Source organism: Streptomyces sp. NPDC001480 (assembly GCF_042894725.1).
Classification (GTDB): domain Bacteria; phylum Actinomycetota; class Actinomycetes; order Streptomycetales; family Streptomycetaceae; genus Streptomyces.
In genome coordinates this window covers 30,472-52,335 of the sequence record NZ_JBIAVX010000025.1, presented here as the reverse complement: position 1 = coordinate 52,335, position 21,864 = coordinate 30,472, and the positions used below count along the sequence as shown (strand labels likewise).

General features: G+C 70.5%; 18 protein-coding genes. 12 read left to right on the top strand and 6 right to left on the bottom strand.

The genetic code is table 11. The features are described 5' to 3' along the window. The first annotated feature begins 84 nt into the window (after positions 1-84). The 5 genes from ACFY01_RS40875 (at position 85) to ACFY01_RS40855 (ending at position 5,283) form a co-directional block, all read left to right on the top strand. Complete coding sequence (locus ACFY01_RS40875; protein ID WP_390740862.1) at positions 85-1,107, top strand: LacI family DNA-binding transcriptional regulator; 1,023 nt, start codon at positions 85-87, stop codon at positions 1,105-1,107. Positions 1,108-1,606: 499 nt separating this feature from the next. Then, the gene (locus ACFY01_RS40870; protein WP_390740861.1) at positions 1,607-2,776 is read left to right on the top strand and encodes a trypsin-like peptidase domain-containing protein; all 1,170 of its coding nucleotides are present in this window, start codon (positions 1,607-1,609) and stop codon (positions 2,774-2,776) included. Between the two features lie 32 nt (positions 2,777-2,808). Beyond that, on the top strand, positions 2,809-3,018 hold the full coding sequence (locus ACFY01_RS40865; protein ID WP_390740860.1) for a hypothetical protein: 210 nt from the start codon (positions 2,809-2,811) through the stop codon (positions 3,016-3,018). Positions 3,019-3,103: 85 nt separating this feature from the next. Then, positions 3,104-3,838 carry a response regulator transcription factor gene (locus ACFY01_RS40860; RefSeq protein WP_361454209.1) on the top strand — a complete coding sequence of 245 codons (735 nt, stop codon included), beginning with the start codon at positions 3,104-3,106 and terminating at the stop codon, positions 3,836-3,838. Next, positions 3,835-5,283, top strand: a complete 1,449-nt coding sequence (locus ACFY01_RS40855) for an ATP-binding protein (protein ID WP_390740859.1) — start codon at positions 3,835-3,837, stop codon at positions 5,281-5,283. Before ACFY01_RS40860 ends, ACFY01_RS40855 begins: the two co-directional genes overlap by 4 nt. Positions 5,284-5,304: 21 nt before the next feature. Here ACFY01_RS40855 and ACFY01_RS40850 read toward each other — a convergent pair whose 3' ends face one another. Beyond that, a complete protein-coding gene (locus tag ACFY01_RS40850) occupies positions 5,305-5,958 on the bottom strand; it encodes a Uma2 family endonuclease (protein ID WP_390740858.1) in 654 nt (217 codons plus the stop codon). Positions 5,959-6,164: 206 nt separating this feature from the next. On the opposite strand from ACFY01_RS40850, the gene ACFY01_RS40845 reads away from it, so the two are divergent. Continuing rightward, entirely contained in the window at positions 6,165-6,929 is a 765-nt protein-coding gene (locus ACFY01_RS40845) for a GNAT family N-acetyltransferase (RefSeq protein WP_390740857.1), read from the top strand. Positions 6,930-7,071: 142 nt separating this feature from the next. On the opposite strand, the gene ACFY01_RS40840 is transcribed toward ACFY01_RS40845, so the two are convergent. Further along, the gene (locus tag ACFY01_RS40840) at positions 7,072-7,629 is read right to left on the bottom strand and encodes an EF-hand domain-containing protein (RefSeq protein WP_390740856.1); all 558 of its coding nucleotides are present in this window, start codon (positions 7,627-7,629) and stop codon (positions 7,072-7,074) included. Positions 7,630-7,843: 214 nt separating this feature from the next. On the opposite strand from ACFY01_RS40840, the gene ACFY01_RS40835 reads away from it, so the two are divergent. Further along, a complete protein-coding gene (locus ACFY01_RS40835) occupies positions 7,844-9,940 on the top strand; it encodes a pectinesterase family protein (RefSeq protein ID WP_390740855.1) in 2,097 nt (698 codons plus the stop codon). Here ACFY01_RS40835 and ACFY01_RS40830 read toward each other — a convergent pair. Beyond that, positions 9,927-10,154, bottom strand: coding sequence for a DUF6177 family protein (locus tag ACFY01_RS40830; protein ID WP_390740854.1), 228 nt, complete (start codon positions 10,152-10,154; stop codon positions 9,927-9,929). The genes ACFY01_RS40835 and ACFY01_RS40830 overlap by 14 nt on opposite strands. Before the next feature lie 16 nt (positions 10,155-10,170). On the opposite strand from ACFY01_RS40830, the gene ACFY01_RS40825 reads away from it, so the two are divergent. Continuing rightward, on the top strand, positions 10,171-10,482 hold the full coding sequence (locus ACFY01_RS40825; protein WP_390740853.1) for a hypothetical protein: 312 nt from the start codon (positions 10,171-10,173) through the stop codon (positions 10,480-10,482). Positions 10,483-10,497: 15 nt separating this feature from the next. Here ACFY01_RS40825 and ACFY01_RS40820 read toward each other — a convergent pair whose 3' ends face one another. Beyond that, positions 10,498-12,285 (bottom strand): ABC transporter ATP-binding protein, encoded by a 1,788-nt coding sequence (locus tag ACFY01_RS40820; RefSeq protein WP_390740852.1) that lies wholly within the window; start codon positions 12,283-12,285, stop codon positions 10,498-10,500. Between the two features lie 106 nt (positions 12,286-12,391). After that, positions 12,392-12,514 carry a hypothetical protein gene (locus ACFY01_RS40815; RefSeq protein ID WP_390740851.1) on the bottom strand — a complete coding sequence of 41 codons (123 nt, stop codon included), beginning with the start codon at positions 12,512-12,514 and terminating at the stop codon, positions 12,392-12,394. Between the two features lie 609 nt (positions 12,515-13,123). Here ACFY01_RS40815 and ACFY01_RS40810 point away from each other — a divergent pair. Next, positions 13,124-13,435, top strand: coding sequence for a trypco2 family protein (locus tag ACFY01_RS40810; RefSeq protein ID WP_390740850.1), 312 nt, complete (start codon positions 13,124-13,126; stop codon positions 13,433-13,435). A 37-nt stretch (positions 13,436-13,472) separates the two neighbouring features. Further along, positions 13,473-18,344, top strand: coding sequence for a trypsin-like peptidase domain-containing protein (locus ACFY01_RS40805; RefSeq protein WP_390740849.1), 4,872 nt, complete (start codon positions 13,473-13,475; stop codon positions 18,342-18,344). 83 nt (positions 18,345-18,427) lie between these two features. On the opposite strand, the gene ACFY01_RS40800 is transcribed toward ACFY01_RS40805, so the two are convergent. Further along, on the bottom strand, positions 18,428-20,245 hold the full coding sequence (locus ACFY01_RS40800; RefSeq protein WP_390740848.1) for a bifunctional metallophosphatase/5'-nucleotidase: 1,818 nt from the start codon (positions 20,243-20,245) through the stop codon (positions 18,428-18,430). Positions 20,246-20,414: 169 nt separating this feature from the next. Here ACFY01_RS40800 and mshD point away from each other — a divergent pair, with 169 nt between their 5' ends. Next, on the top strand, positions 20,415-21,341 hold the full coding sequence (gene mshD, locus ACFY01_RS40795) for a mycothiol synthase (protein WP_390740847.1): 927 nt from the start codon (positions 20,415-20,417) through the stop codon (positions 21,339-21,341). 294 nt (positions 21,342-21,635) lie between these two features. Beyond that, positions 21,636-21,770 carry a hypothetical protein gene (locus tag ACFY01_RS40790; RefSeq protein WP_390740846.1) on the top strand — a complete coding sequence of 45 codons (135 nt, stop codon included), beginning with the start codon at positions 21,636-21,638 and terminating at the stop codon, positions 21,768-21,770. The last annotated feature ends 94 nt before the right edge of the window (positions 21,771-21,864 follow it).

Sequence of the window (21,864 nt, the reverse complement as noted above, 5' to 3'; positions counted from 1 at the left end):
GACGCTCGGGCAGGGCACTGCTCGCGCCCAGCCGGGCCGCGATACGCCCTGCCCAGAGCGGGTCTCTCCGCGTAGACTCCGCGCGTGGCCAAGGTGACTCGGGACGATGTGGCGCGGCTGGCGGGGACTTCCACCGCCGTTGTCAGCTATGTCATCAACAACGGACCCCGGCCGGTCGCCCCGGCCACGCGCGAGCGTGTCCTCGCCGCGATCAAGGAGCTGGGGTACCGGCCCGACCGGGTCGCCCAGGCGATGGCCTCGCGGCGCACCGACCTGATAGGCCTGATCATCCCGGACGCCCGCCAGCCCTTCTTCGGGGAGATGGCGCACGCGGTCGAACAGGCCGCCTCCGAGCGCGGCAAGATGGTCCTCGTCGGCAACACCGACTACGTCAGCGAACGCGAGGTCCACTACCTGCGCGCCTTCCTGGGCATGCGGGTCTCCGGCCTCATCCTCGTCTCCCACGCGCTGAACGACCAGGCCGCCGCCGAGATCGAGGCCTGGGACGCCCGGGTGGTGCTGCTGCACGAGCGCCCCGAGGCCATCGACGACGTCGCCGTCGTCACCGACGACCTGGGCGGCGCCCAGCTGGCCGTACGCCACCTCCTCGAACACGGCTACGAGTACGTGGCCTGCGTGGGCGGCACCGCCGAGACCCCCTCCGTCGGCGACCCGGTCTCCGACCACGTCGAGGGCTGGCGGCGCGCGATGACCGAGGCGGGCATCCCGACCGAGGGACGGCTCTTCGAGGCGCCGTACAACCGCTACGACGCCTACAAGGTCGCGCTCGAGCTGCTCTCCGGCCCGCACCGCCCGCCCGCGGTCTTCTGCTCCACCGACGACCAGGCGATCGGCCTGCTGCGGGCCGCGCGCGAACTGCGCATCGACGTGCCCGGTGAGCTGGCGGTGGCCGGCTTCGACGACATCAAGGAAGCGGCCCTGGCCGACCCGCCGCTGACGACGATCGCCTCGGACCGCTCCGCGATGGCCCGCGCCGCCGTCGACCTCGTCCTCGACGACGGCCTACGGGTGGCCGGCTCCCGGCGCGAGCGACTGAAGACGTTCCCGTCCCGGCTGGTGGTCCGCGGCTCGTGCGGCTGTGCGTGACACGTCGCGGGGGTGCGGGTCGCTGGCCTGCGTCCCGCGGCTGCCGGTGACCCGCGGCTGCGAGGGTCCCGCGGTCCCCGGCTCGGGGAGTCCCGCGCCCTGCGGCTGCCCGTGAGCCAGGCCCTGCGGCTGCGGGCGTCCTGCGGCTGCCGGAGTCCCACGGCCTGCGAGTGCCGGAGTCCCGCGGTCCGAAGCCGTGAGGGAGTCGTGTCCTGCGGCTTCCCATGCCCTACGCCCGACGCCGGGGACGACACGGCTCCCGCGGCTCGGAAAGGCGGCTTCCACACCACCGCCCGCGATGACACACCCTCGGCCACAAGCCCGCAGCCGAATGACGTACCCCCGCGGCTGTGAGTGACCTGTACCCGTCACGATGAACGTCCCCTGAGAACCCGCTCCGAGCTGCGAGGACGGTCTTTATATCGGGCATACGAGGTTCTGCCGGGCTTCTCAGGGAGCACTCAGCCAGCTCTCATGGTCGCGGGCGAAGCTCTGTTCCATGACCGAGAGCTTCCGCCGCAGCGGCGCGTACGAGAACCCCCAGGGTGACGCCTACCAGGGCGCGTACCCCCAGCAGCAGCACGCCTCCTCCCCCGTGGACCCCCAGTGGCCGGCCCCTCCGGCGTACCGGCCCGCGCAGCCGGTCACCCCGCAGCCCGTCACCACCGAGCCGGGCACCACCGTCTGGCCGGCCACCCCCCAGACCACCGCGGACGGCGGACACGGCGGGCACGGCGGCGGTACCGCTCTCCTCCCCACCGTCCCCGCCGACGCCGACCCGGCGCCGAAGAAGAAGCGCACCCGGGGCCCGATCGCCCTGCTGGCCGCCGTGGCGATAGTCGCCGCGGCCGTGGGCGGCGGCACCGCGTACGCCTTCCAGGAGCTCACCGGCAAGGACACCGTCGCCACCTCCAGCACCACCACCAACGTGGTGCCCTCCAGCAAGAAGGGCAACGTCGCCGCGATCGCCGCCGCGGTCAGCCCGAGCGTGGTCGAGATCAACGCGACCCTCAGCAACGGCTCCTCCACCGGCTCCGGCGTGATCATCAGCTCCGGCGGCGAGATCATCACCAACAACCACGTCATCTCCGGCGCCTCCTCGATCAAGGTGACGACCAGCGACGGCAAGTCCTACACCGCCCAGGTCGTCGGCACCGACAGCTCCAAGGACCTCGCCCTCATCAAGCTCCGGAACGCCTCCGGCCTGAAGGCCGCGGCCCTCGGCAACTCCTCCGGCGTCCAGGTCGGCGACACGGTCGTGGCGATCGGCTCCCCCGAGGGCCTGACCGGCACCGTCACCAGCGGCATCGTCTCCGCGCTCAGCCGTGACGTGACCGTCTCCACCGACGAGAACCAGGGCCAGAGCCAGGGCGGGAGCGGCGGACAGTGGCCGTTCCAGTTCGGCGGCCAGCAGTTCAACGGCGACACCGGTTCCTCCACCACCACCTACAAGGCGATCCAGACCGACGCCTCGCTGAACCCCGGCAACTCCGGCGGCGCCCTGATCGACGCCGGCGGCAACATCATCGGCATCAACTCCGCGATGTACTCGTCGAGTCAGCAGTCGTCCTCGTCCTCCGACGCGGGCAGCATCGGCCTCGGCTTCGCCATCCCGATCAACACCGTCAAGTCCGACCTGGCCAAGCTGCGGTCGGGCTCCGACAGCTGAACCAGCGGCCTCGCACATCCAGGGAGTACGTCATGATCAATCAGGTCTCGCACACGGTCACCGGAACCGACCCGGCCGGCATCACCCTGGCCCTCGAGGTGGCGTACGACCTCCACGCGCCGGTGCCCGCGCCGCGCGCCCCCGAGGTCGCGGCCCCCGAGCTGATGGGTCTGCGCGTCCCCGCCAGCCGCCCGCACCGCCACAAGGTGCCGTTGAAGCGCCTGACGACCATGCCCGGCTGACACCGGCCTCCTGCCTACTCCACAGCCCGCAGTCATGCGACGCTGAAAGCGTCCCCACCCACCGCACCCCGAGGAACCGCGAGCGATGAGCCCCGCCGAAGGCGACCGTGACCCCCAGCGCATCCTGATCGTCGACGACGAACCGGCCGTACGCGAAGCACTTCAGCGCAGCCTCGCCTTCGAGGGGTACGACACCGAGGTCGCGGTCGACGGCGCCGACGCCCTGGAGAAGGCGACCGCCTACAAGCCCGACCTGGTCGTCCTCGACATCCAGATGCCCCGCATGGACGGCCTCACCGCCGCCCGCCGCATCCGCGGCGCGGGCGAGACGACGCCGATCCTCATGCTCACGGCCCGCGACACGGTCGGCGACCGGGTCACCGGACTCGACGCCGGAGCCGACGACTACCTGGTCAAGCCCTTCGAACTCGACGAACTCTTCGCCCGCATCCGCGCCCTGCTGCGCCGCAGCTCCTACGCGGCGGCCGTCTCCGCCCAGGCCCAGGAGGACGAGGCCCTCACCTTCGCCGACCTGCGCATGGACCTCGCGACCCGCGAGGTCACCCGCGGCGGCCGCCAGGTGGAGCTGACCCGCACCGAGTTCACGCTCCTGGAGATGTTCATGGCCCACCCCCGTCAGGTGCTCACGCGTGAGCAGATCCTGAAGGCGGTCTGGGGCTTCGACTTCGAGCCCTCGTCGAACTCCCTGGACGTCTACGTCATGTACCTCCGCCGCAAGACCGAGGCGGGCGGCGAGCCACGCCTCGTACACACCGTGCGGGGCGTGGGCTACGTCCTGCGACAGGGCGGCGCCGAGTGAGAAGGCTGGTTCGCCGCTACCGTTCCCTCCCCATCCGCTCCCGGCTGGCCCTGCTGGTGGCGGCGGCGGTGGCGTTCGCGGTGGCGGCGGTGTCGGTGACGTGCTGGTTCATCGTGCAGGGGAAGCTGTACGACCAGCTCAACAACGACCTGGCGAAGGGCATGCGGGGGCCCGCCCCCTACGGTCTGATCAACGACGCTCTCCAGACTTGCGCCGGCAGCCCGCAGGGCGACGGAGACTTCCGCAGCTCCTACACCCAGGCGGTCAAGGAGGACGGCAGCATCTGCCTCTCCTCGAACGCCACCGGCAAGGTCAAGGTCACCCAGGACGACAAGAACGAGATCAAGAACGCGAACACCGACGAGCTGTACTTCCGCAACGGCACCGACACCGAGGGCAACGCGGTGCGCGTCGTCGTCAAGCCGATGGGCACGACCCACAACCGCCAGACCGGTGAGGCCGGCCCCAACGTCGGACTCCTCGTCGCGGCGCCGCTGAAGGCCACCCAGAGCACCCTCAACGACCTGGCCCTGATCCTCCTCCTCGTCTCCGGCGTCGGAGTGGTCGGCGCAGGAGCCGCCGGCCTCGCCGTGGCCCGCGCAGGCCTCCGCCCCGTCGACAAGCTCACCGAAGCCGTCGAGCACGTGGCCCGCACGGAGGACCTGAGCATCCGCATCCCGGTCGAGGAGGACAGCGAGGACGAGGTCGCCCGCCTCTCCCGCTCCTTCAACTCCATGACCTCGTCCCTGGCCAGCTCCCGCGAGCTGCAACAGCAGCTCATCGCGGACGCGGGCCACGAACTCCGCACCCCTCTCACCTCGCTCCGCACCAACATCGAACTCCTCACCCGCAGCGAGGAGACGGGCCGCCCCATCCCCCCGGCGGACCGCAAGGCGCTCCTCGCCTCGGTGAAGGCCCAGATGACGGAGCTGGCCTCGCTCATCGGCGACCTCCAGGAACTGTCCCGCTCGGAGGGCCAGCGCGGCGAACGCGTCCAGGTGGTCTCCCTGGAGGACACCGTGGAGGCGGCCCTGAACCGCGCCCGCCTGCGCGGCCCGGAGCTGACCATCACGGCGTCCCTGGAGCCCTGGTACACCCGGGCGGAGCCGGCCGCGCTGGAGCGGGCGGTGGTCAACATCCTGGACAACGCGGTGAAGTTCAGCCCCGAGGGCGGCACGATCGAGGTGCGGCTGGTCGACGGCGTCCTCACGGTCCGCGACCACGGACCCGGCATCCCCGCCGACGAACTCCCCCACGTCTTCGACCGCTTCTGGCGCTCCCCCTCGGCCCGCGCCCTCCCCGGCTCCGGCCTCGGCCTGTCCATCGTGGCCCGCACGGTCCAGGAGGCGGGCGGCGCGGTCTCCCTCTCCCGCGCGGACGGCGGCGGCACGGTGGCGACCGTACGGCTACCGGGGGCGCCGACGGCTCCGCCGGATTCCGCGTAACGCCCTTGGCCCGACTGCCCCTCAGCCGCGCTTCGGGCCGGTGATCGCTTCGCCGATCACGAAGCCCTTGGCGGGGCCTTTGGGGATGACGACATCGGTGCCGTAGGGCACCCGGTGGGACTCACCCCAGTCGGCCTTGTCGGGGTGAGGGTCGGTGAGGAGGGTGACGGCGCCGTGGTCGTCGTAGTCATCGATGACGATGTACACGGGGATGCCGGCGCGAGCGTACTCGCGGCGTTTCCTGACGCGGTCCCTTTCCTGGTTGCGCTTGCCGGGTGAGACGACTTCGAGGACCAGGCGAACCGCTGCGGCATCGACACCAAGCCCGTCCTCGTCCGCGTACGGTTCGAGATCCTCTGGCGCGACAAGGAGATCGGGAATCCACCCTTTGCGCCGGAAGATGACGTTGGTGTCCTGGTATGCCGCGTACTCGCCTTCCCCCAGATAGCGAACCAGCGCGTTGCGCAGGCGGTTGACGATTTGAGCATGGGACAGGCGACCGGTGGGCGACACCTCGATGGCTCCCTCGATGATCTCAGCGTGGTAGCCCTCGGGGAGTTCCATGGCCTTCCATGCGTGCCACACGACCTCGTCCAGGTCAGGGCCGCTCTCGGTCAGGGGCTCGGTCCAGATCTCAGTCATGGTCTCGGGCCTCTCGTGCGCAAGAGCGGTCATGGGTGGCGTCACCTCCTCAAGTGTGGGCTGGGTGTGCTCGCGGCACAAGCAACGCGATCACCGTAGGTAGGGCGTTACGTCTGACCAGCGGCAATACCTGAGGATCACCCGATCGGACGATGAGTGGAGGCGGGCAGGGGCGGGCCGGACACGGTCCGCCGGGCAATTCGGAGGCGGCCATGCTCACGGCTTCGTAGGCTCCCCCCATGCCGAGCTCGGAACTTCAGCGGATCAACGCCTTCCTGGCCGCCTTCGCCCGCCGCCAGGCCGCGCACACCGTCGGCCTCCCGGGCGGGTTCGCCGTGTACGACGACGCCTTCGCCCACTCCCGCGCGAACAACCAGGTCATCATCGATACGGTCGTCGATTCCGAGGCGCTGCCCGCAATCGCGGAGCAAGCACTGGGCCATTTACCGCACCGAATGATCTCCGTCCTTGACCACGAAGTCGGAATGGCATGCGCAGAGCTGCTGATCCGCACCGGCTACACCCACTCCACCTATCTGGTCATGCTGCACACGGGCCCGGTGCCGGCCGGCGGCCTCGCCGCGGACGAGGTGGACCTCGACGCGATACGTACCCCGCTCACCAGGCGATGGCGTGGCCTCCTCCCGGACGTCGACGACGAGGTCGTACGCCACCTCGTCGACCGGCGCGAGGCTCGCCGGCGAGCGGCCGACATCGTTCGTTTCATAGGCGCCCGCACGGATGACGGCGAGGTCGCCTCATGGGCCGACCTCTACATGGACCCGGCAACCGGCACGGCCCAGATCGAGGACCTGATCACCTCGGAGTCCCACCTCAAGCGCGGATACGCCGACGCCGTCCTGACCACCGCCCTGCGCTCGGCTGTCGACGCGGGCTGCGGCACCCGGTTCCTGACCGCCGACGCCGCGGACTGGCCGCGCCACTGGTACGAGCGGCGCGGCTTCTCCGTCATCGGCTACTCGCACTGCTTCGAACGCGGCTGACGGCGAGAGGCCGTAGGGGAGGAGCGGCCGCAGGTGGGGAGTGGCCGTCCGGCTCTCCGGGGCGATCGGCGCGGTCGGCATGCCACCGTGGCGGCATGCCGACCGGCCATCGGGTCCCTGCCCCGGACGGCCCCCGGGACGATCAGACGTGCCCGAAGAGGAGGCTGCCCGCAGCGTTCGGGTCGTTCGAGTAGAAGTACTCGTGTGCCGCCCGGATGAACTCCCGCCGCGAGATGGAGCCGTCCCCGTCGACATCGAGCCTGTGGAAGGTCTCGATCGCGTCGGGCTGGGAGACCTTCCAGACCTTCCTCAGGAAGTTCTCGAACTCTTCCTTGCTGATCTCGTTGTCGCCGTTGACGTCCATGCAGTCGAAGATCGCGTGGCCGCAGCCCTCGACCATGTTGAGCCGGCTGGTGTCCATGCTCGCAAGGCGGTTGGCCTCGACGAACTGTTCCTTGGAGAGGCGCTGCTGCTGCCCGTTCGGTCGCGCGTGCCGGATGAGCTCCTGCCAGTACATCTGGTAGAAGGCCTGGATTCCGCCGGCCCGGAGGTCGTTCTTGCCGAGCTTGAAGACGCTGATGTAGCGGTCGACGAGCTGCTGGTAGTCCGACCAGTCCACGTAGCCGTCGTTGTTGGCGTCCATGGTGTCGAAGGCTCGTTCCAGCTTGAGCTGGACGACGTCTGGTGCCGTAGTGGTCATGGCTCCTGCCCTTTCGGAGGTGACGGTGACCTGCATGGATGTCGCGTTGCCGTACACCGACAGCACACTCTGTTGCCGGTCCACTCCGGAGCGTAATCGTGATATCACCGTATGTCCTGATGAAAGAAGCGCCTTGCGTGCGGCAACCTTCCCCCCGCCCCGCGGCAACTCCAGTTCACCCCCAACCGGGAACGACCCGAACAGGAGCCGCCCCATGGCCACCCCCCACTCGAAGCCGCGCCACCGCAGACGTCGCACGGCTCTCGCCCTCGGCGTCCCGCTCGCGCTGACCACCGCCGCCGCCGTCACCTACGGAGTCACCGGCACCCAGCAGAAGGCCTCGGCCGCGACCGCCGCCACCCCCGCCTGGGCCACCGCGACCGCCGACGGCTTCGCCTCCGTCAACGCGCTGGGGCAGAACGGCACGTACGGCGGCCGGGACGGCAAGACCGTCACGGTCAGGACGCTCGCGGACCTCGAGAAGTACGCGACCGCCACCGAGCCGTACGTCATCGTCGTCGCGGCGACCATCGACATGGACCCGGTCGGCAAAGAGATCAAGGTCCAGTCGAACAAGACGATCGTCGGTTCCGGCACCTCCGGACAGATCGTCGGCGGCGGATTCTTCCTCGGCCAGGGCGTCCACAACGTGATCATCCGGAACCTCACGATCCGGGACGCGTACCAGGGCACCTGGAACGACAAGGAGCACGACTACGACGGCATCCAGATGGACGGCGCCCACCACGTCTGGATCGACCACAACGACATCCGGCACATGGCCGACGGGCTCATAGACAGCCGCAAGGACACCACCTACCTGACCGTCTCCTGGAACAAGCTCAGCCAGGAGAACAAGGCCTTCGGCATCGGCTGGACCGACAACGTCACCGCGGACATCACGATCCACCACAACTGGATCCGCGAGACGGAACAGCGCAACCCGTCCACGGACAACGTCGCCCACGCCCACCTCTACAACAACTACCTGGAGGACGAGGCCGGCACCACCATCAAGTCCTCCTACGGCAACTACTCGCGCGGCAGGACGAACATGCTGCTGGAGAACTCCTACTTCCAGGGCATGAACAACCCCGTGATCCGGGACAGCACGGCCACCCTGGTCCAGCGTGGCAACGTCTTCTCCGGCACGAGCGGCAGGAACGAGAGCGGGGGCAGCGGCGCGGCCTGGGACCCGAAGAAGTACTACGGCTACACCCTCGACAAGGCCGCGGACGTGCCCGCCCTCGTGAAGTCCGGCGCGGGACCGCGCAGTTCCATCGGCACGACTGCCTCCACCACGTCGACCACGACTACCACCACGTCCACCACGCCCACCACCAAGGCAGCGGCCGCCACCACCCTCACCGTCGCCCAGGACGGCACCGGCCAGTACAGGACCGTCCAGGCCGCGGTGAACGCCGTCCCCGCGGGCAACCCCTCCCGCGTGGTGATCAGCGTCAAGCCGGGCACGTACCGCGAGCTGGTCAAGGTGCCGTCCGACAAGCCGCACGTCACCATCCAGGGCGCCGGCGGCAGCCGGAAGGACACGGTGATCGTCTACAACAACGCGGCGGGCACCCAGAAGCCCGACGGTTCGGGGCCGTACGGCACCGGGGGCAGCGCCACCGTCGCCGTCGAGGCCGACGACTTCCAGGCCCGCAACCTGACCATCTCCAACGACTTCGACGAGGCCGCGCACCAGGACATCAGCCAGCAGGCCGTCGCCCTGCGCACCGCCGCCGACAAGGTGTTCCTCGACGGCGTGATCGTCAGCGGCGACCAGGACACCCTGCTGGTGGACACCGCCGCCAAGGAGAAGCTCGGCCGCGTCTACATGAGCAACTCCTACGTGATCGGCAACGTCGACTTCATCTTCGGCCGCGCGACCACCGTGATCGACAAGTCCGTCATCACCCTGAAGAAGCGCTACAACGGCACCTCGGCCGGCTTCGTCACCGCCCCCTCGACCGCCGCCGACCGCAAGGGCATCCTGATCGCCAACTCCACGGTGAACGGTGACGTGTCCGACCGCAGCTTCTACCTCGGCCGTCCCTGGCACGCCGGCGGCGACGCGACCCTCGACCCGCAGACCACGGTCCGCAACACCACCCTGAGCGCCGCGATCAAGACCACCCCGTGGACCGACATGAGCGGCTTCTCCTGGAAGGACGACCGCTTCGCCGAGTACAAGAACACCGGGCCCGGCTCCGGCACCGCGACCAGCGACCGCCCCCAACTGACCGACGCCCAGGCGGCGAACCAGGAGGTCACGGACTGGCTGGGGGGCTGGACACCTACGGCTTCCTGAACTCTCCGGTCTCTCCCACGCTCTTGTCCAGGCGGTAGTGGAGCGCGCATCCGAGCCGCACGGGGGTCGCACCCGGATGCTGGTGTTCGGCGCGGCTCCGGCCGACGCGCCGGACCTCGTCGTGGCCGAGCGTGAGCGCGACCGGCACGGGCAGGGGCGGTGTCTCTTCCGGGCCGTATCCGAGCGTCAGGGCGATGTGATCAATGCTTGTCACCGCAGGGAGAGATGACATGAGCGACGCCGAGAAGCGAGCGGCAGCCCCCGGCGCCCTCCGTCTCCTGCCGTGGACCCCCGAAGGCAAGCCCTGCTACCTCAGCGCCGACAGCGACCACAGTCGTCTCTCGCTCCTCGCCGACGACGTGGAGGCGGGCCAGTTGGACTCCGCTGAGCAGGTGCTGGGCGGTGCCAGGGCCGTGCTCGCCGACCCGGAGGCCGGGGAGCGGGCCGTGCGGTTCGCGCTTGTCAGGGCGGTGGAGTCGCTTGCGGACACGCTGCGCATCGCGGTCACCAGGGGTGCGCGCCTGCGGGCGGGCGAGTCTTGATCGGTCCTGGCGTGCTCACCACCTGAGGATCATCGTCTCGTCCGTCAGCGCCGGCGCCTGCTCCCCGATCGTCTCCGGCAACGGTGACGCCAGCCGGGCGTACACCCCGCCCCGGGCGGCCAGTTCGGCGTGGGTGCCCGCTTCCACCAGTCGACCGTGGTCCACGACCAGGATCCGGTCGGCGTCCGGGGCCAGGGTCAGGTCATGGGTGATCATGATGGTCGTGCGGCCGGACATGAGGCGGCGCAGGGGCTGGATCACTTGGCGGGCGGCCACCGCGTCCAGGCCCGCCGTCGGCTCGTCCAGTACCAGGACGTGGGCGGCGCGCAGCATGGCACGCGCGATGGCGACGCGCTTGAGCTGGCCGCCGGAGAGGGCGGCCGTGCCGGGCGCGATCTCGGTGTCGTAGCCGTCGGGCAGCGCGGCGATGAAGTCGTGCGCCGCCGCGTCCCTGGCCGCCTGCTCGATCTCGGTGTCGGTGGCGCCGGGGCGGCCGCAGCCGATGTTCTCGCGGATGGTGCCGTTGAGGACGAGGGTCTCCTGGGGGAGGAGGGCGACGTTCTCGCGGAGGAAGTCCAGGGGGATGTCCGTGAGGGGGACGCCGTCCAGGCAGATCGCGCCCGTCGAGGGGTCGTAGAAGCGGGTCAGGAGCTTGGACAGGGTGGACTTGCCGGCGCCGCTCGCGCCCGTCACCACCACCAGTTCCCCCGGTCCGGCCGTGAAGGTCACGTCGCGCAGGGACGCGCGGCGGGACTCGGGGTAGCGGAAGGACACGCCGTGGAAACCGACCCGGCCGCGCACCGGCCATGCGGGGACCGGCTCGGCGGGGTCGCGGACGGCCGGCTCGGCGTCCAGGATCTCGGCGATGCGCTCGGCGCCGGCGGTGGCCGCGGTGACCGTGAGGCCGAGCCGGCCGAGGCCCCGGACCGGCGGGTAGAGGTAGCCGAGGAAGGCGGCGAAGGCGAGGAGCTGGCCGAGGGTCATGCGGCCGGCCGAGATCTCCCACACGCCCAGGCCGATCACGGCGAGCACGCACAGCGTCTCGACGACCTCGACGAGCTGCTCGTACATCTCGCTCAGCCGCGCCCCGCGCACGCTGGCCCGCATCCAGGCGCGCGCCTCGGCGTCGAGGCGCTTCTCCTCGTCCCGGCGGCGGTTGTAGGCCTGGGTGAGGACGATGTTGCCGAGCGACTCCTCGACCACCGAGGTGATCGCGCCGTCGGCGGTCCGCTCGTCCTGGGAGGTCTGCTTGATGCGGCCGGAGAAGCGGCGGGCGGCGAGGAGGAAGAGGGGGGCGAGGACGAAGGTGGCGAGGGCCAGGTCCCAGCGCAGCCAGAAGGCGGCGCAGGCGTAGAAGACGGCGGAGAAGGCGGCGGAGATCGTGCCGACGACGCCCGATACGACCATCTGTTCGATGGCTTCCACGTCGCCGGTGAGGCGCTCCACCAGGTCGCCCTGGCGGTGCTTCTGGAAGAAGTGCGGGGGCAGGCCCTGGATGTGCCGGAAGACGCCCGCACGCAGGCGGAGCACGAATCTCTCGGCGGTCCAGGTGGCCAGCGAGTTGCCGAGGTAGCCGACCAGCGCGCCGAGGGCGGCCACGCCGAGCCAGGCGGCGGCCGGGCCCCAGAAGGCGGAGAGCGAGCCGGCCTTCAGGGCGTTGTCGGTGAGGTCGGCGAAGAGCAGGATCGCGGTGGTCTCGGCGAGCGCGGACACCACCACGCAGGCCACGATCGCCGCCAGCCACCTTCGGTCGCCTCGGGTCAGCGGCCAGAAGCGGCGGAAGGCCTCGCGGGCTTCCCTCATGTCGACAACTCCCTTGAACGTGCCTCGGTACCTGTGCGGCACATGGCCGAGGCGGGGCCACCGGTGCGACCACGCTGTAACCGGTGACCCCGCCTCACGGCGTGCCTCAGCCCTGGTGCCCCACCGGGCGCCGCTTCGGCGCGGGCGCGGGCTTCTTCGGCGCCGGCTTCTTGGGAGCCGGGGCGGGCTTGTGGTGCTTCTTGACGGGGGCGATCTTGTGGAAGCTCATGCGGGTGTCTCTCTCCCTGTGATTTACGTCTGATTTCCGTGGGCGAATTCTTTGTCAGCCCTGGCGGGCGACCGGACGACGCTTCGGCTCGGGCTTCTTGGGCGTCGGCTTCTTGGGCACCGGGGCGGGCTTGTTATGCTTCTTGACGGGGACGATCTTGTGGAAGCTCATAGGGATTTCCTCTCCGGTTCTCAGGTTTGCTCAGATTGACTTGACCCGTTGCTTACAGCAGCGCTTACTCATGACCCACCGGGCGCTTGAGCTCGCGCTTCTTCGGCTCACGCCGCTTCGGAGCGACCTTCGGGGCCGGGCTGCACTTACGGGCCCTCTTGACCGGTGCGATCTTGCGGAAGCTCATCAGTCTTGCCTTTCGTCGCCGTTCGCTTTCGACATGGAAAACACTACGGCACCTCGGCACGCAAGAAAGCCAAATCAACTTAGACCTCGATGAATTGCAGCTGAGTGACATTTTCAGCAGCAACACGGAACCGGCTCGCCACTCACACAGAATTCATTACGAGCCTCACATGGAACTTACCGAGATCATTGCCAGGCTATTTCGCGCGCCGCTACCATGACGGCACGTCAGACCGGATGTGGGGGGAAGCAATGAAGATCGGGCTCGCGGAGGCTCTCAAAGCGTTGCGCAACGAACTGGCGCAGGCCTCGCTGGACGCCGAGGGCCAGCCGGTGCGGCTGCATGTCGAGACGGTCAACCTTGACCTCGAGGTCGCCGTCGAGGGCAGTGTGGAGGCGGGTGTCGGGGCGAAGTTCTGGGTCCTGTCGACGAACGGCAAGGCGGCGGGCTCCAAGGCCGTCACCCACACCGTTTCCCTCCAGTTGAAGGCCGAGACCGCTGAAGGCAACCGGGTGCTGACCGGTTCCGACCCGGCCAACCGGGTGCCGCTGGCGGACGACTGACCGCCTGCGGGCCGCGGCGTACGGGGGCAGAGCACGGATGGTGAGCCGTCTGGACCGCGTCGTGCAGGTCGTCCGCCGGGAACGCGACGGCCACACCTACTTCGAGGCGTCCGGATTCCTGCTGGTGGGCGACCTGGCGATCACCGCCGCCCACGCAGTGCGGGACAAGCCCGCCGGCCTCGAGGTGCGCGGTCCCGGTCGTGGATCCCGGGCGGTCGTACGGCGGGTGGTACCGCACCCCGACCGGGACGTGGCGCTCCTGGTCCTGGACACGGAGTACCTGACCGTGCCGCCCATCCGGTTCGCCCTGCTGCCTCGGGAGATGGGGCAGATCGCGGTGCACGCGGTCGGCTATCCCTGGTTCACCGAGGAGAAGGGCCGGCCGAGCGGCCACCAGATCAACGGAACGATCCAGCTCGGCTCGGACCGCCGGGCCCACCAGCTCCAGCTGTCCGTGCACAGCTCGGCTCCGCAGGCGCCCCGCCCCGGAGACTCACCGTGGAAGGGCTACTCGGGCGCGGGCATCCTCACCCAGGACGAAGGGCTGCTCGCCGGGATCGCCACCAGCCACCTTCCCGGGCGGGACCGGCGCAACGTCACCGCCACCGACCTCTGCGACCTGGGTGACCCGGACTTCCTGTCCCTTCTCGCCGCGCACCGCGTCGAGGCCGAGCCCGTCCCGGTCCGGCCGACCGCCAGAACCGCCTTGGCCGCCGATGCCGTGCACCACTGGCTGGAACCGCCCGTACGAGCGGTGCTGGACCGGCAGCGCGAGGCCGCGGACGAGCTTCCGTACCGCTTCCACCAGGACCGCCGTACCCGCCGGCTGACCACCGTGTACATCCGGCAGGTGCTGAGCAGGAGCGCGGCGCCGGACGACCCGGCGGGCCCGGAAAAGGCCGCGGAGGAGCTGAAGGAACACACCGCCGGGCGGGAGGGCAGACCCAAACGCGGCGCCGCTCACCGGCCGGGACAGAACCCGGCCAGACCCGCGATCCTCGGACCGGCGAAGCACGCCGGCCCACCTCGCCGGCTCGAAGACGTGCTCGACGAGCTGCTCGGGCAGGGCGCAGGCGGTCATCTGCTCGTCGAGGCCGGCCCGGGCACCGGGAAATCGACGCTCCTGCACAACTGCGCCCTGCGCTACGGCCGGGAGGCGCTGGATTCCGTCGTCGCCGACGGCAGGTTCGTACCGCTGTGGGTCGCCGCGTCCAGGCTCTCCGGCGCCGGACATTCACTGGAGAGCGCGGTGGCCGCCGAGACCGGGCTCGGCCCGGGGGACGGGACCCTGCCCCGGTTGCCACAGGGCGTCCGCTGGCTGCTCCTCGTCGACGCCCTGGACGAGGTCCACCACGATCAGCGCGGCCGCGTCATCCGGCGCCTCGCCGACCAGGCCAGACAGGGCACACGTGCTCCGATCCGCATGGTGCTGACCACCCGGCCCGACCCCGAGGCCACCGAGGAGCTGGCCGCGGCAGGGTTCCACCATCACCTGCTCGACCCCTTCGACCGGCACCGCCTGGAGGAGTTCACCGAGACCTGGTTCAAGGACTCCGGCCACCCGGGGCTCGCCACGGACTTCCTGCGGCAGATCGACGAGGCCGGGCTGAGCGACCTGCTGCGCAACCCGCTGCTGGCCACCGTCACCGCCATCGTCTTCGAGAACGCCCCCGGCGATCGGCTCCCGGACAACCGGCGCGGCCTGTACCTGCGGTACCGCGCGCTGCTGCGCGAAGCCAGATCCGGTCAGGTCGAGGCCATGTGGCGGAAGCTGGAGCAGCGCGCCTCGGTCACCTCCCGCGGGCGGGACGCCGTGGCCTGCCTGAAGGACGGCGTCGAGACGCTGCTGGCGCACCTCGCGCACGCGCAGGTCGTCCGTGGTGAACAGGATCTGCCCGGGGTCGCGCTGCGCTGGTGGGAGGAGACCGCGGCCGACGGGGCGGGGCGCCGCTTCGGAGCCGACGAACCGCTGGCGGGTTGGCCCAACGCGGTGACGGACGCACTGCTGGGGACCGGTCTGCTGGTACGCAGGGGACATGGTCTGGAGTTCCTGCACACGACGTTCGCCGAACACCTCGTGGCCGAGCAGCTCGTGGAGGAGGAGCTGACGGAGTCGTTCGACATCGCACACCCGCGGTGGCGAGCGGCGATCCTGGCCGCGTCAGGACGTACCGAACACCATCTTGAGCACATCTACCGCATGGCCCTGGCCCACTACTGCCATCGGCACCGTGCCGGGGGACGGAAGTTGCTGGACTGGCTGCAAGCGGGACTGGATCCCCATCAGATGCTCGCGGGGGAACTGCTGGCCGCCCGCTGCCCGGCCGAGGAGATCCACTACCGGCGGCTGCTGCTGGCCGTCGACGCCCTTCAGGTCTCGACGCCCGGGGGCAAGGTCTGGGACCTGCTCAGCCGCATCCGGCACGAGAGGATCCGGGAGTATCTGCACCGCATCGCCCATCAGCCCGATGCCCCCAGGCGGATGGAAGCCATCGTGGCGCTGATGCCGCACGACTCGGTGGCCGCCGCCCGGGTACTCGCACAGGTCGCCGGTCTGCCGAGCGTGGAACCGCGAGCCCTGCGACGGGCCGCGGAGGCCCTCGCCGCATCCCAGCAGCCGGCGGCGGCCGCGACGGCACTGCAAGCGGTCGCCAGGCACCGGCGCGCCTCGGCGAACCAACGGCTCTGGGCGGCGCAGGAACTGGCAGAACTCGGGGAGGAACACGTCGAGACGGCCGCTCGCGCGTTGCTGGCCCTCGCCGACGAGCCGGCCCAGCTGTCGACCGTCCCGTACGACGCGATCCAGGCTCTGGCCGAGTTCGGCGGTGACCTCGCACAGCAGGCCGAGCAACGGATCGACCGACTGGCACGCGCCCTGCTGCGTGGCACGTACGTGGAGATCCAACTGGCCAAGGAGATGGCGGATTCCGGTGGGCGGTTCGTGGCGGCCGCGGCCCGGCTGCTGCACGCCGTGGCCGACGCTCCTCTCACCAGTGACAACGATCGGCGAAAGGCGCTGGACGAGCTCATCGCTCTCGGAGGACCCCATGTCGAGGAGGCGGCCCGGTCCATCCGGGCCCTCGTGGACGATGCGGATACCGGCCCGCGCGAGCGGTGCGGGTACGCACAGATGCTGACAGAGCTCGGTGACGGCTACCGAGAGCTGGCGGCCGAGGCGTGGCGCACGGCACTCAACCGTTCGGATGCCCGGTTCACCGACCGGCTGACCGCGGCCCAGGGGCTGCGGCGTCTCGGCGGCGCGTACGCCCAGGAGGGGGAACGGAGCGTGGAAGTTCTCCTGCCGGGCGCTCGACGCGGCGGCTCGATCTGGCATGGAGAGGCCCGCCGCTTCCTGCGCCTGGAGCTGAGAGGCGTCAAGGACACCTCTGTAGAGCTCTGGCGGCCCTACGTCACCTACCCGAGATCCCATCCGCTCTACACGGCCGTGAGTAACGCCTTGTTGTTCTCCCGCAAACCTCCTGTCTCCCCGGTGGCAGCCGTGTGTGCGGTGCTGAGCGGCCCGGACATCCTCTCCGGGCGCCGCACGAGCGTCGCGGAGGAGCTGCGGAGGCTGGGCGGGCGTCTCCCGTCGGAGGTCGTCGAGGAACTGCGGACAAGGCTCACCGCCCCTGACACCGACCGGGCGGCCCGCCTGGGGGCGGCGCGGGCCCTGCTCACCCTGAACGAGCTGCGGCCGCCCGTGGACATCGCACTGCTCCGGACTGTGGTCGCCGACCGGGACACCGACACCCGGACCAGGGAAAAGGCCGTCGAGGTGCTGACCGCCCTGGGCGAGGAAGACCTGGACTGCGTCGCGTCGGAACTCCGGGCCCGGCTGGCCGGCCGGCGTACCAGCGCGTCCACCCGGCAACACGCCGCGCGGACGCTGCGTGAACTGGGCGAGTCCTACGTCACGTCGGTCGCCGGATCGCTGACGGCCGACGCCGTGCGTCCGGGAGCCGGCGTCGGAGCACGGCGCAGGGCGGCACGGGGGCTGCTCCTGCTGAGCGGGCCTCACATGCCCGTCGACGGAGACGTGCTCTACGACCTCGCCACCCACCCGGGGACCGGCCGCGCGGAGCGGCTGAGCGCCATGGAGGCACTGCTGTGCCTGGAGCCGTCGAGGGCGGCGGAACTGGCGCGCCTCGTGTACACCGTCGGAATCAGGACACGCCGACTGGACGCAGCGGCGCGCATACTGCTCCAGCTCGGTCAGCGGCACCGGCCGATGGCCGTAAAGGCGCTCACGAAGCAATTCCGTTCGGCAATCTACGGCTTCGCCGAGTCCGCGGAAAACGTCGGCCTCCTCGGTGAACCGTACGCCGGGGACCTCGCGCGATCCGTATACCGCCGGGCGTCCAGCTGGCCGGCCCTTGCCCACGAGCGTCTGACGGCGGGAGAGTTCTTGCTCGCCCTGGGGCAGGATTACCGGCGTTTCGGCGTGGCACTCCTGGTCGGAGCCATCCACGGCCGTAGTTCCCGCTCGTACGAACGGACAATGGCCGCGGAAGTGCTGGCGGACGTCGGCGACGAGCAGGCCGACATCGCGGTCGAGGCACTCAAGGAAGCCGGCAGGCGGGTGCGCTGGGGCGACCGCTTGTCGCACATGGACCTGGCCAAGTGCCTGATCTCGCTGGGCGAGAGGTACCACTCCGAGGCGGCCGGGGCTCTCGTCGAGTTCATCCTCCGACAGGACCCCGTCAGACTGCACGCGGCGGTCGTACTCCTGGTGGACCTCGGTGAGGAGTACAGACCGCGTGCGGTCTCGGCGCTGCGACAGGTGCTGCGTGAGGCCGCCTCCGAGGGGCGGTCCCGGCGTGCGGCACGGCGGCACGCCGCTGCCAGGGCGCTGGCGGCCTTGGAGCGTACCGGCGCCGAAGCCCCTGCCACCGGCACGCCCGCCGCCTGAGGGCGGCACTGGACAGGAGTGGAGGCCGGCGCGCATCGGCTCGTCACCGTGCGCGCCGCCTCACCGTTGGACCCGGGGGTGTCTCACCGCACGATCGTGATCCGGTTCGCCGCCGGCGGCGCCAGCGGGCTGCTCGCCGACGAGTTCGCCGTCAGGTACTTCTCCAGCGCCGTCAGGTCGTCCGTGCCGACGAGGTCGTTCGTGCCCTGTCCCAGGGTGGTGAAGCCGTCGCCGCCGCCCGCGAGGAAGCTGTTGGTCGCGACGCGGTAGGTGGCCGACGGGTCGATCGCCGTGCCGTTCAGGCGGATCGAGTCGGTGACCACCCGGTCGGCGCCCGTCTTCGTCAGGTCCAGGGTGTACGTCAGCCCGGAGGACGGCTGGAGGATCTTCGGCGCGGCCGCGTTCACGCCGCTCACCTGTTCCCTGAGCGTCTGGATCAGCTGGGCACCGGTGAAGTCCTGGAGGTTGACGGTGTTGGAGAAGGGCTGGACGGTGAAGCCCTCGGCGTAGGTGACGACGCCGTCGCCCTCGCCGCCCTTGGCCGTGTACGTCAGCCCGGCCCGCACCCCGCCCGGGTTCATCAGCGCGAGGTCGGTCTCCGGGTCGAGTTCCTTGCCGTAGGCGAACTGCGCGTCCGCGATCAGGTCGCCCATGGGGGACTCGTCGCCGGTGTTGCCGATGTCGGCGGAGACGTAGCCGATGGGCCGGTTGCCGATCGGCGCGGCGAGGGTGTTCCACTTGCCGATCAGGGCGGTCATGTCGGCCGCCTTCGGGACGTCCCGGGTGACCACGCGGTTGGCCGACTTCACCGCCGTACGGGCGATGTCGCCGGTGCGCCGGTCGTACGTCAGCGTGGTGTCCGTGTAGAGGCGGCCGAAGGAGGCCGCCGAGGTGACCATGCGGGGGCGGCCCGCCGGATCGTCGACCGTGCAGACGTACGCGGCGTGGGTGTGCCCGGTGACCAGCGCGTCGACGGCCGGGGTCACGTTCTTGGCGATGTCGACGATCGGGCCGGAGATGCCGTCGCCGACGCCCGGGGAGTCGCAGTCGTAGTTGTACGAGCCCGACGCGGGGAAGCCGCCCTCGTGGACGAGCGCGACGATCGACTGCACGCCCTGGCGCTGGAGCACCTTGGCGTACTTGTTGATCGTCTCGACCTCGTCCTTGAACTTCAGGCCCTTGACGCCGTCCGCCGAGACGATGCCCGGCGTGCCCTCCAGGGTGACGCCGATGAAGCCGATCTTGACGTCCTTCTTCTTCCACACCCAGTACGGGCGCAGGATCGGCTTGCCCGTCTTCTCGTCGAGGACGTTCGCCGCGAGGTAGGGGAAGTCGGCGCCCTGGAACTCCTTGTCCGTGTAGCAGCCCGCCGTGGGGTGGCAGCCGCCGTTCTGGAGCCGGGCCAGTTCCTTCGCGCCCTCGTCGAACTCGTGGTTGCCGACGGAGGTGACGTCCAGCTTCAGCTTGTTCAGCGCCTCGATGGTGGGCTCGTCGTGGAACAGCCCGGAGACCAGCGGGGAGGCGCCGACCATGTCGCCGCCGGCCGCGGTGATGGAGTACGGGTGCCCGGCGCGGGCGTCGCGCAGGTGCGTGGCGAGGTACTCGACGCCGCCCGCGTCGATCGTCTTCGTCGTGCCGTCCGGCTGGAGCTCGGTGACCCGGCCGGAGGAACCGGACGGCGGTTCGAGATTGCCGTGCAGGTCGTTGAAGGACAGGAGCTGGACGTCCTGGTAGCGGCTCGGGTGGTGGCCGCCGTGGCCACCGTGGCCGCCCCTGCCGTCGTGGGCGTCCGCCGGGAGCGCGGTGGCCAGTGCGGCAGCGGAGGCCAGTGCGGCGGCCGAGGCGAGAAGTGCGTACGTACGGCGTCTGACGCGGCGATACGGGTGATGTGCGGTCGGCATGCGCCCCCCTGTGGGTCTGCTGAGACGGTGGCCCGTTCCGGGCGCAGCCTAGGGTCAACGCGCGTAGCGCAACAGGGTGTTGATGGTTACATCCTGGTTTCCCTTTGCCGATTTCTTTACCGTTTCCCTTTTCGCCACCGGCCCGGGGCCGCCCCGTACCCTCATACGCATGACCAGCGACGACACCGTACGGCCCGCACGCACCCGTTCCATCGAGACCTACTCCGCGCTCTCCCCGGACCAGGCCGAGGCCGTGCTCGGGCTGCTCGCGGAGGCCGCCCGCGTCGACGGACAGCAGCCGGTGTCCGAGCAGGGGCGGCTGCAACTCTCGGGCGGCGCCCGCGAGGGCGTATCGCATCTGCTGCTGCTCGCCGGCGACGAACTCGTCGGCTACGCCCAGCTGGAGGACACCGACCCGGTGGAGGCGCCGGCCGCCGAACTCGTCGTCCACCCGGCCCACCGCGGGCACGGGCACGGCCGGGCGCTGGGCTCCGCCCTGCTGGCGGCCTCGGGCAAGCGGCTGCGGGTGTGGGCGCACGGCGGGCACTCCGCGGCCCGGCACCTCGCGCAGGTGCTCGGCCTGACCCTGTTCCGCGAACTGCGCCAGTTGCGGCGGTCGTTGGCCGATCTGGACCTGTCCGACCCGGTGCTGCCGGAGGGCGTGACGGTACGCGCCTTCGTGCCGGGTGCCGACGACGCGGCCTGGCTGGCGGTCAACGCCGCCTCCTTCGCCCACCACCCCGAGCAGGGCTCCCTTACCCAGCGCGACCTCGACGACCGCAAGTCCCAGCCGTGGTTCGACCCGGACGGCTTCTTCCTGGCCGAGCGGGCGGGCGAGCTCGTCGGCTTCCACTGGACGAAGGTGCACGCGGCCGAGCAGCTCGGCGAGGTGTACGTCCTCGGCGTGGCCCCCGGCAGGCAGGGCGGCGGCCTGGGCAAGGCGCTCACCACGGTGGGCCTGCGGCATCTGGCGGCCCAGGGGCTGCCGACGGCGATGCTGTACGTCGACGCGGACAACAAGGCGGCGGTGTCGGTGTACGAGCGGCTGGGGTTCACGACGTACGAGACGGATCTGATGTACCGCACCGAGACCTGATGTACCTGTACTACGGGGCACAGGGGCCGTAGGGGCGGCGATCTTGACGTCGCCCCCTCCGGCACAGCGGCGTGGCCACCTGCGTCCAGATCGTCCAGCAGACGAGGCAGGTCCGAACATCGTCCTGAAGGCGTACCGCGAGCTGGAACGCGAGGGGCTGGTGGAGGCCAGGCGGGGGCTCGGGACCTTCGTACGGCGTTCTCCGGGCGCCGCCCGTCGACTCACCCCTGCGCGCCGAATGGAGAAGTGGGCGGCGCGCTGATCGGCCGGGAGCCTCGTGGTGGCGTACGGCCTGTGCGCCCTCGCGTTCGGACGCTCGCCGCGCTGCTGCCGCGCCGCGTCCTGGCCGCCCTCGGCACCGCGTTCGCCGCGATGTGGCTGCTGCACTTCGTGCTGGAGCGCTACCCGCGGACCTGTGACCGACGGTGACCTCTACGTCACCGAAGCGGCCCGTGCTCCCGCCGACGCCGGCCGGTGAACCGGGGCCGGAACGCCGACGGCGATTTCGCCGTCTACCACCCGG

Bases quoted from the DNA above. Each gene is read 5' to 3' on its own strand.
- ACFY01_RS40870 (WP_390740861.1), top strand. From the start codon at position 1,607: ATGACCGAGAGCTTCCGCCGCAGCGGCGCGTACGAGAACCCCCAGGGT.
- ACFY01_RS40865 (WP_390740860.1), top strand. From the start codon at position 2,809: ATGATCAATCAGGTCTCGCACACGGTCACCGGAACCGACCCGGCCGGC.
- ACFY01_RS40860 (WP_361454209.1), top strand. From the start codon at position 3,104: ATGAGCCCCGCCGAAGGCGACCGTGACCCCCAGCGCATCCTGATCGTC.
- ACFY01_RS40850 (WP_390740858.1), bottom strand. From the start codon at position 5,958: ATGACCGCTCTTGCGCACGAGAGGCCCGAGACCATGACTGAGATCTGG.
- ACFY01_RS40845 (WP_390740857.1), top strand. From the start codon at position 6,165: ATGCCGAGCTCGGAACTTCAGCGGATCAACGCCTTCCTGGCCGCCTTC.
- ACFY01_RS40840 (WP_390740856.1), bottom strand. From the start codon at position 7,629: ATGACCACTACGGCACCAGACGTCGTCCAGCTCAAGCTGGAACGAGCC.
- ACFY01_RS40835 (WP_390740855.1), top strand. From the start codon at position 7,844: ATGGCCACCCCCCACTCGAAGCCGCGCCACCGCAGACGTCGCACGGCT.
- ACFY01_RS40825 (WP_390740853.1), top strand. From the start codon at position 10,171: ATGAGCGACGCCGAGAAGCGAGCGGCAGCCCCCGGCGCCCTCCGTCTC.
- ACFY01_RS40820 (WP_390740852.1), bottom strand. From the start codon at position 12,285: ATGAGGGAAGCCCGCGAGGCCTTCCGCCGCTTCTGGCCGCTGACCCGA.
- ACFY01_RS40815 (WP_390740851.1), bottom strand. From the start codon at position 12,514: ATGAGCTTCCACAAGATCGCCCCCGTCAAGAAGCACCACAAGCCCGCC.
- ACFY01_RS40810 (WP_390740850.1), top strand. From the start codon at position 13,124: ATGAAGATCGGGCTCGCGGAGGCTCTCAAAGCGTTGCGCAACGAACTG.
- ACFY01_RS40805 (WP_390740849.1), top strand. From the start codon at position 13,473: ATGGTGAGCCGTCTGGACCGCGTCGTGCAGGTCGTCCGCCGGGAACGC.
- ACFY01_RS40800 (WP_390740848.1), bottom strand. From the start codon at position 20,245: ATGCCGACCGCACATCACCCGTATCGCCGCGTCAGACGCCGTACGTAC.
- mshD (WP_390740847.1), top strand. From the start codon at position 20,415: ATGACCAGCGACGACACCGTACGGCCCGCACGCACCCGTTCCATCGAG.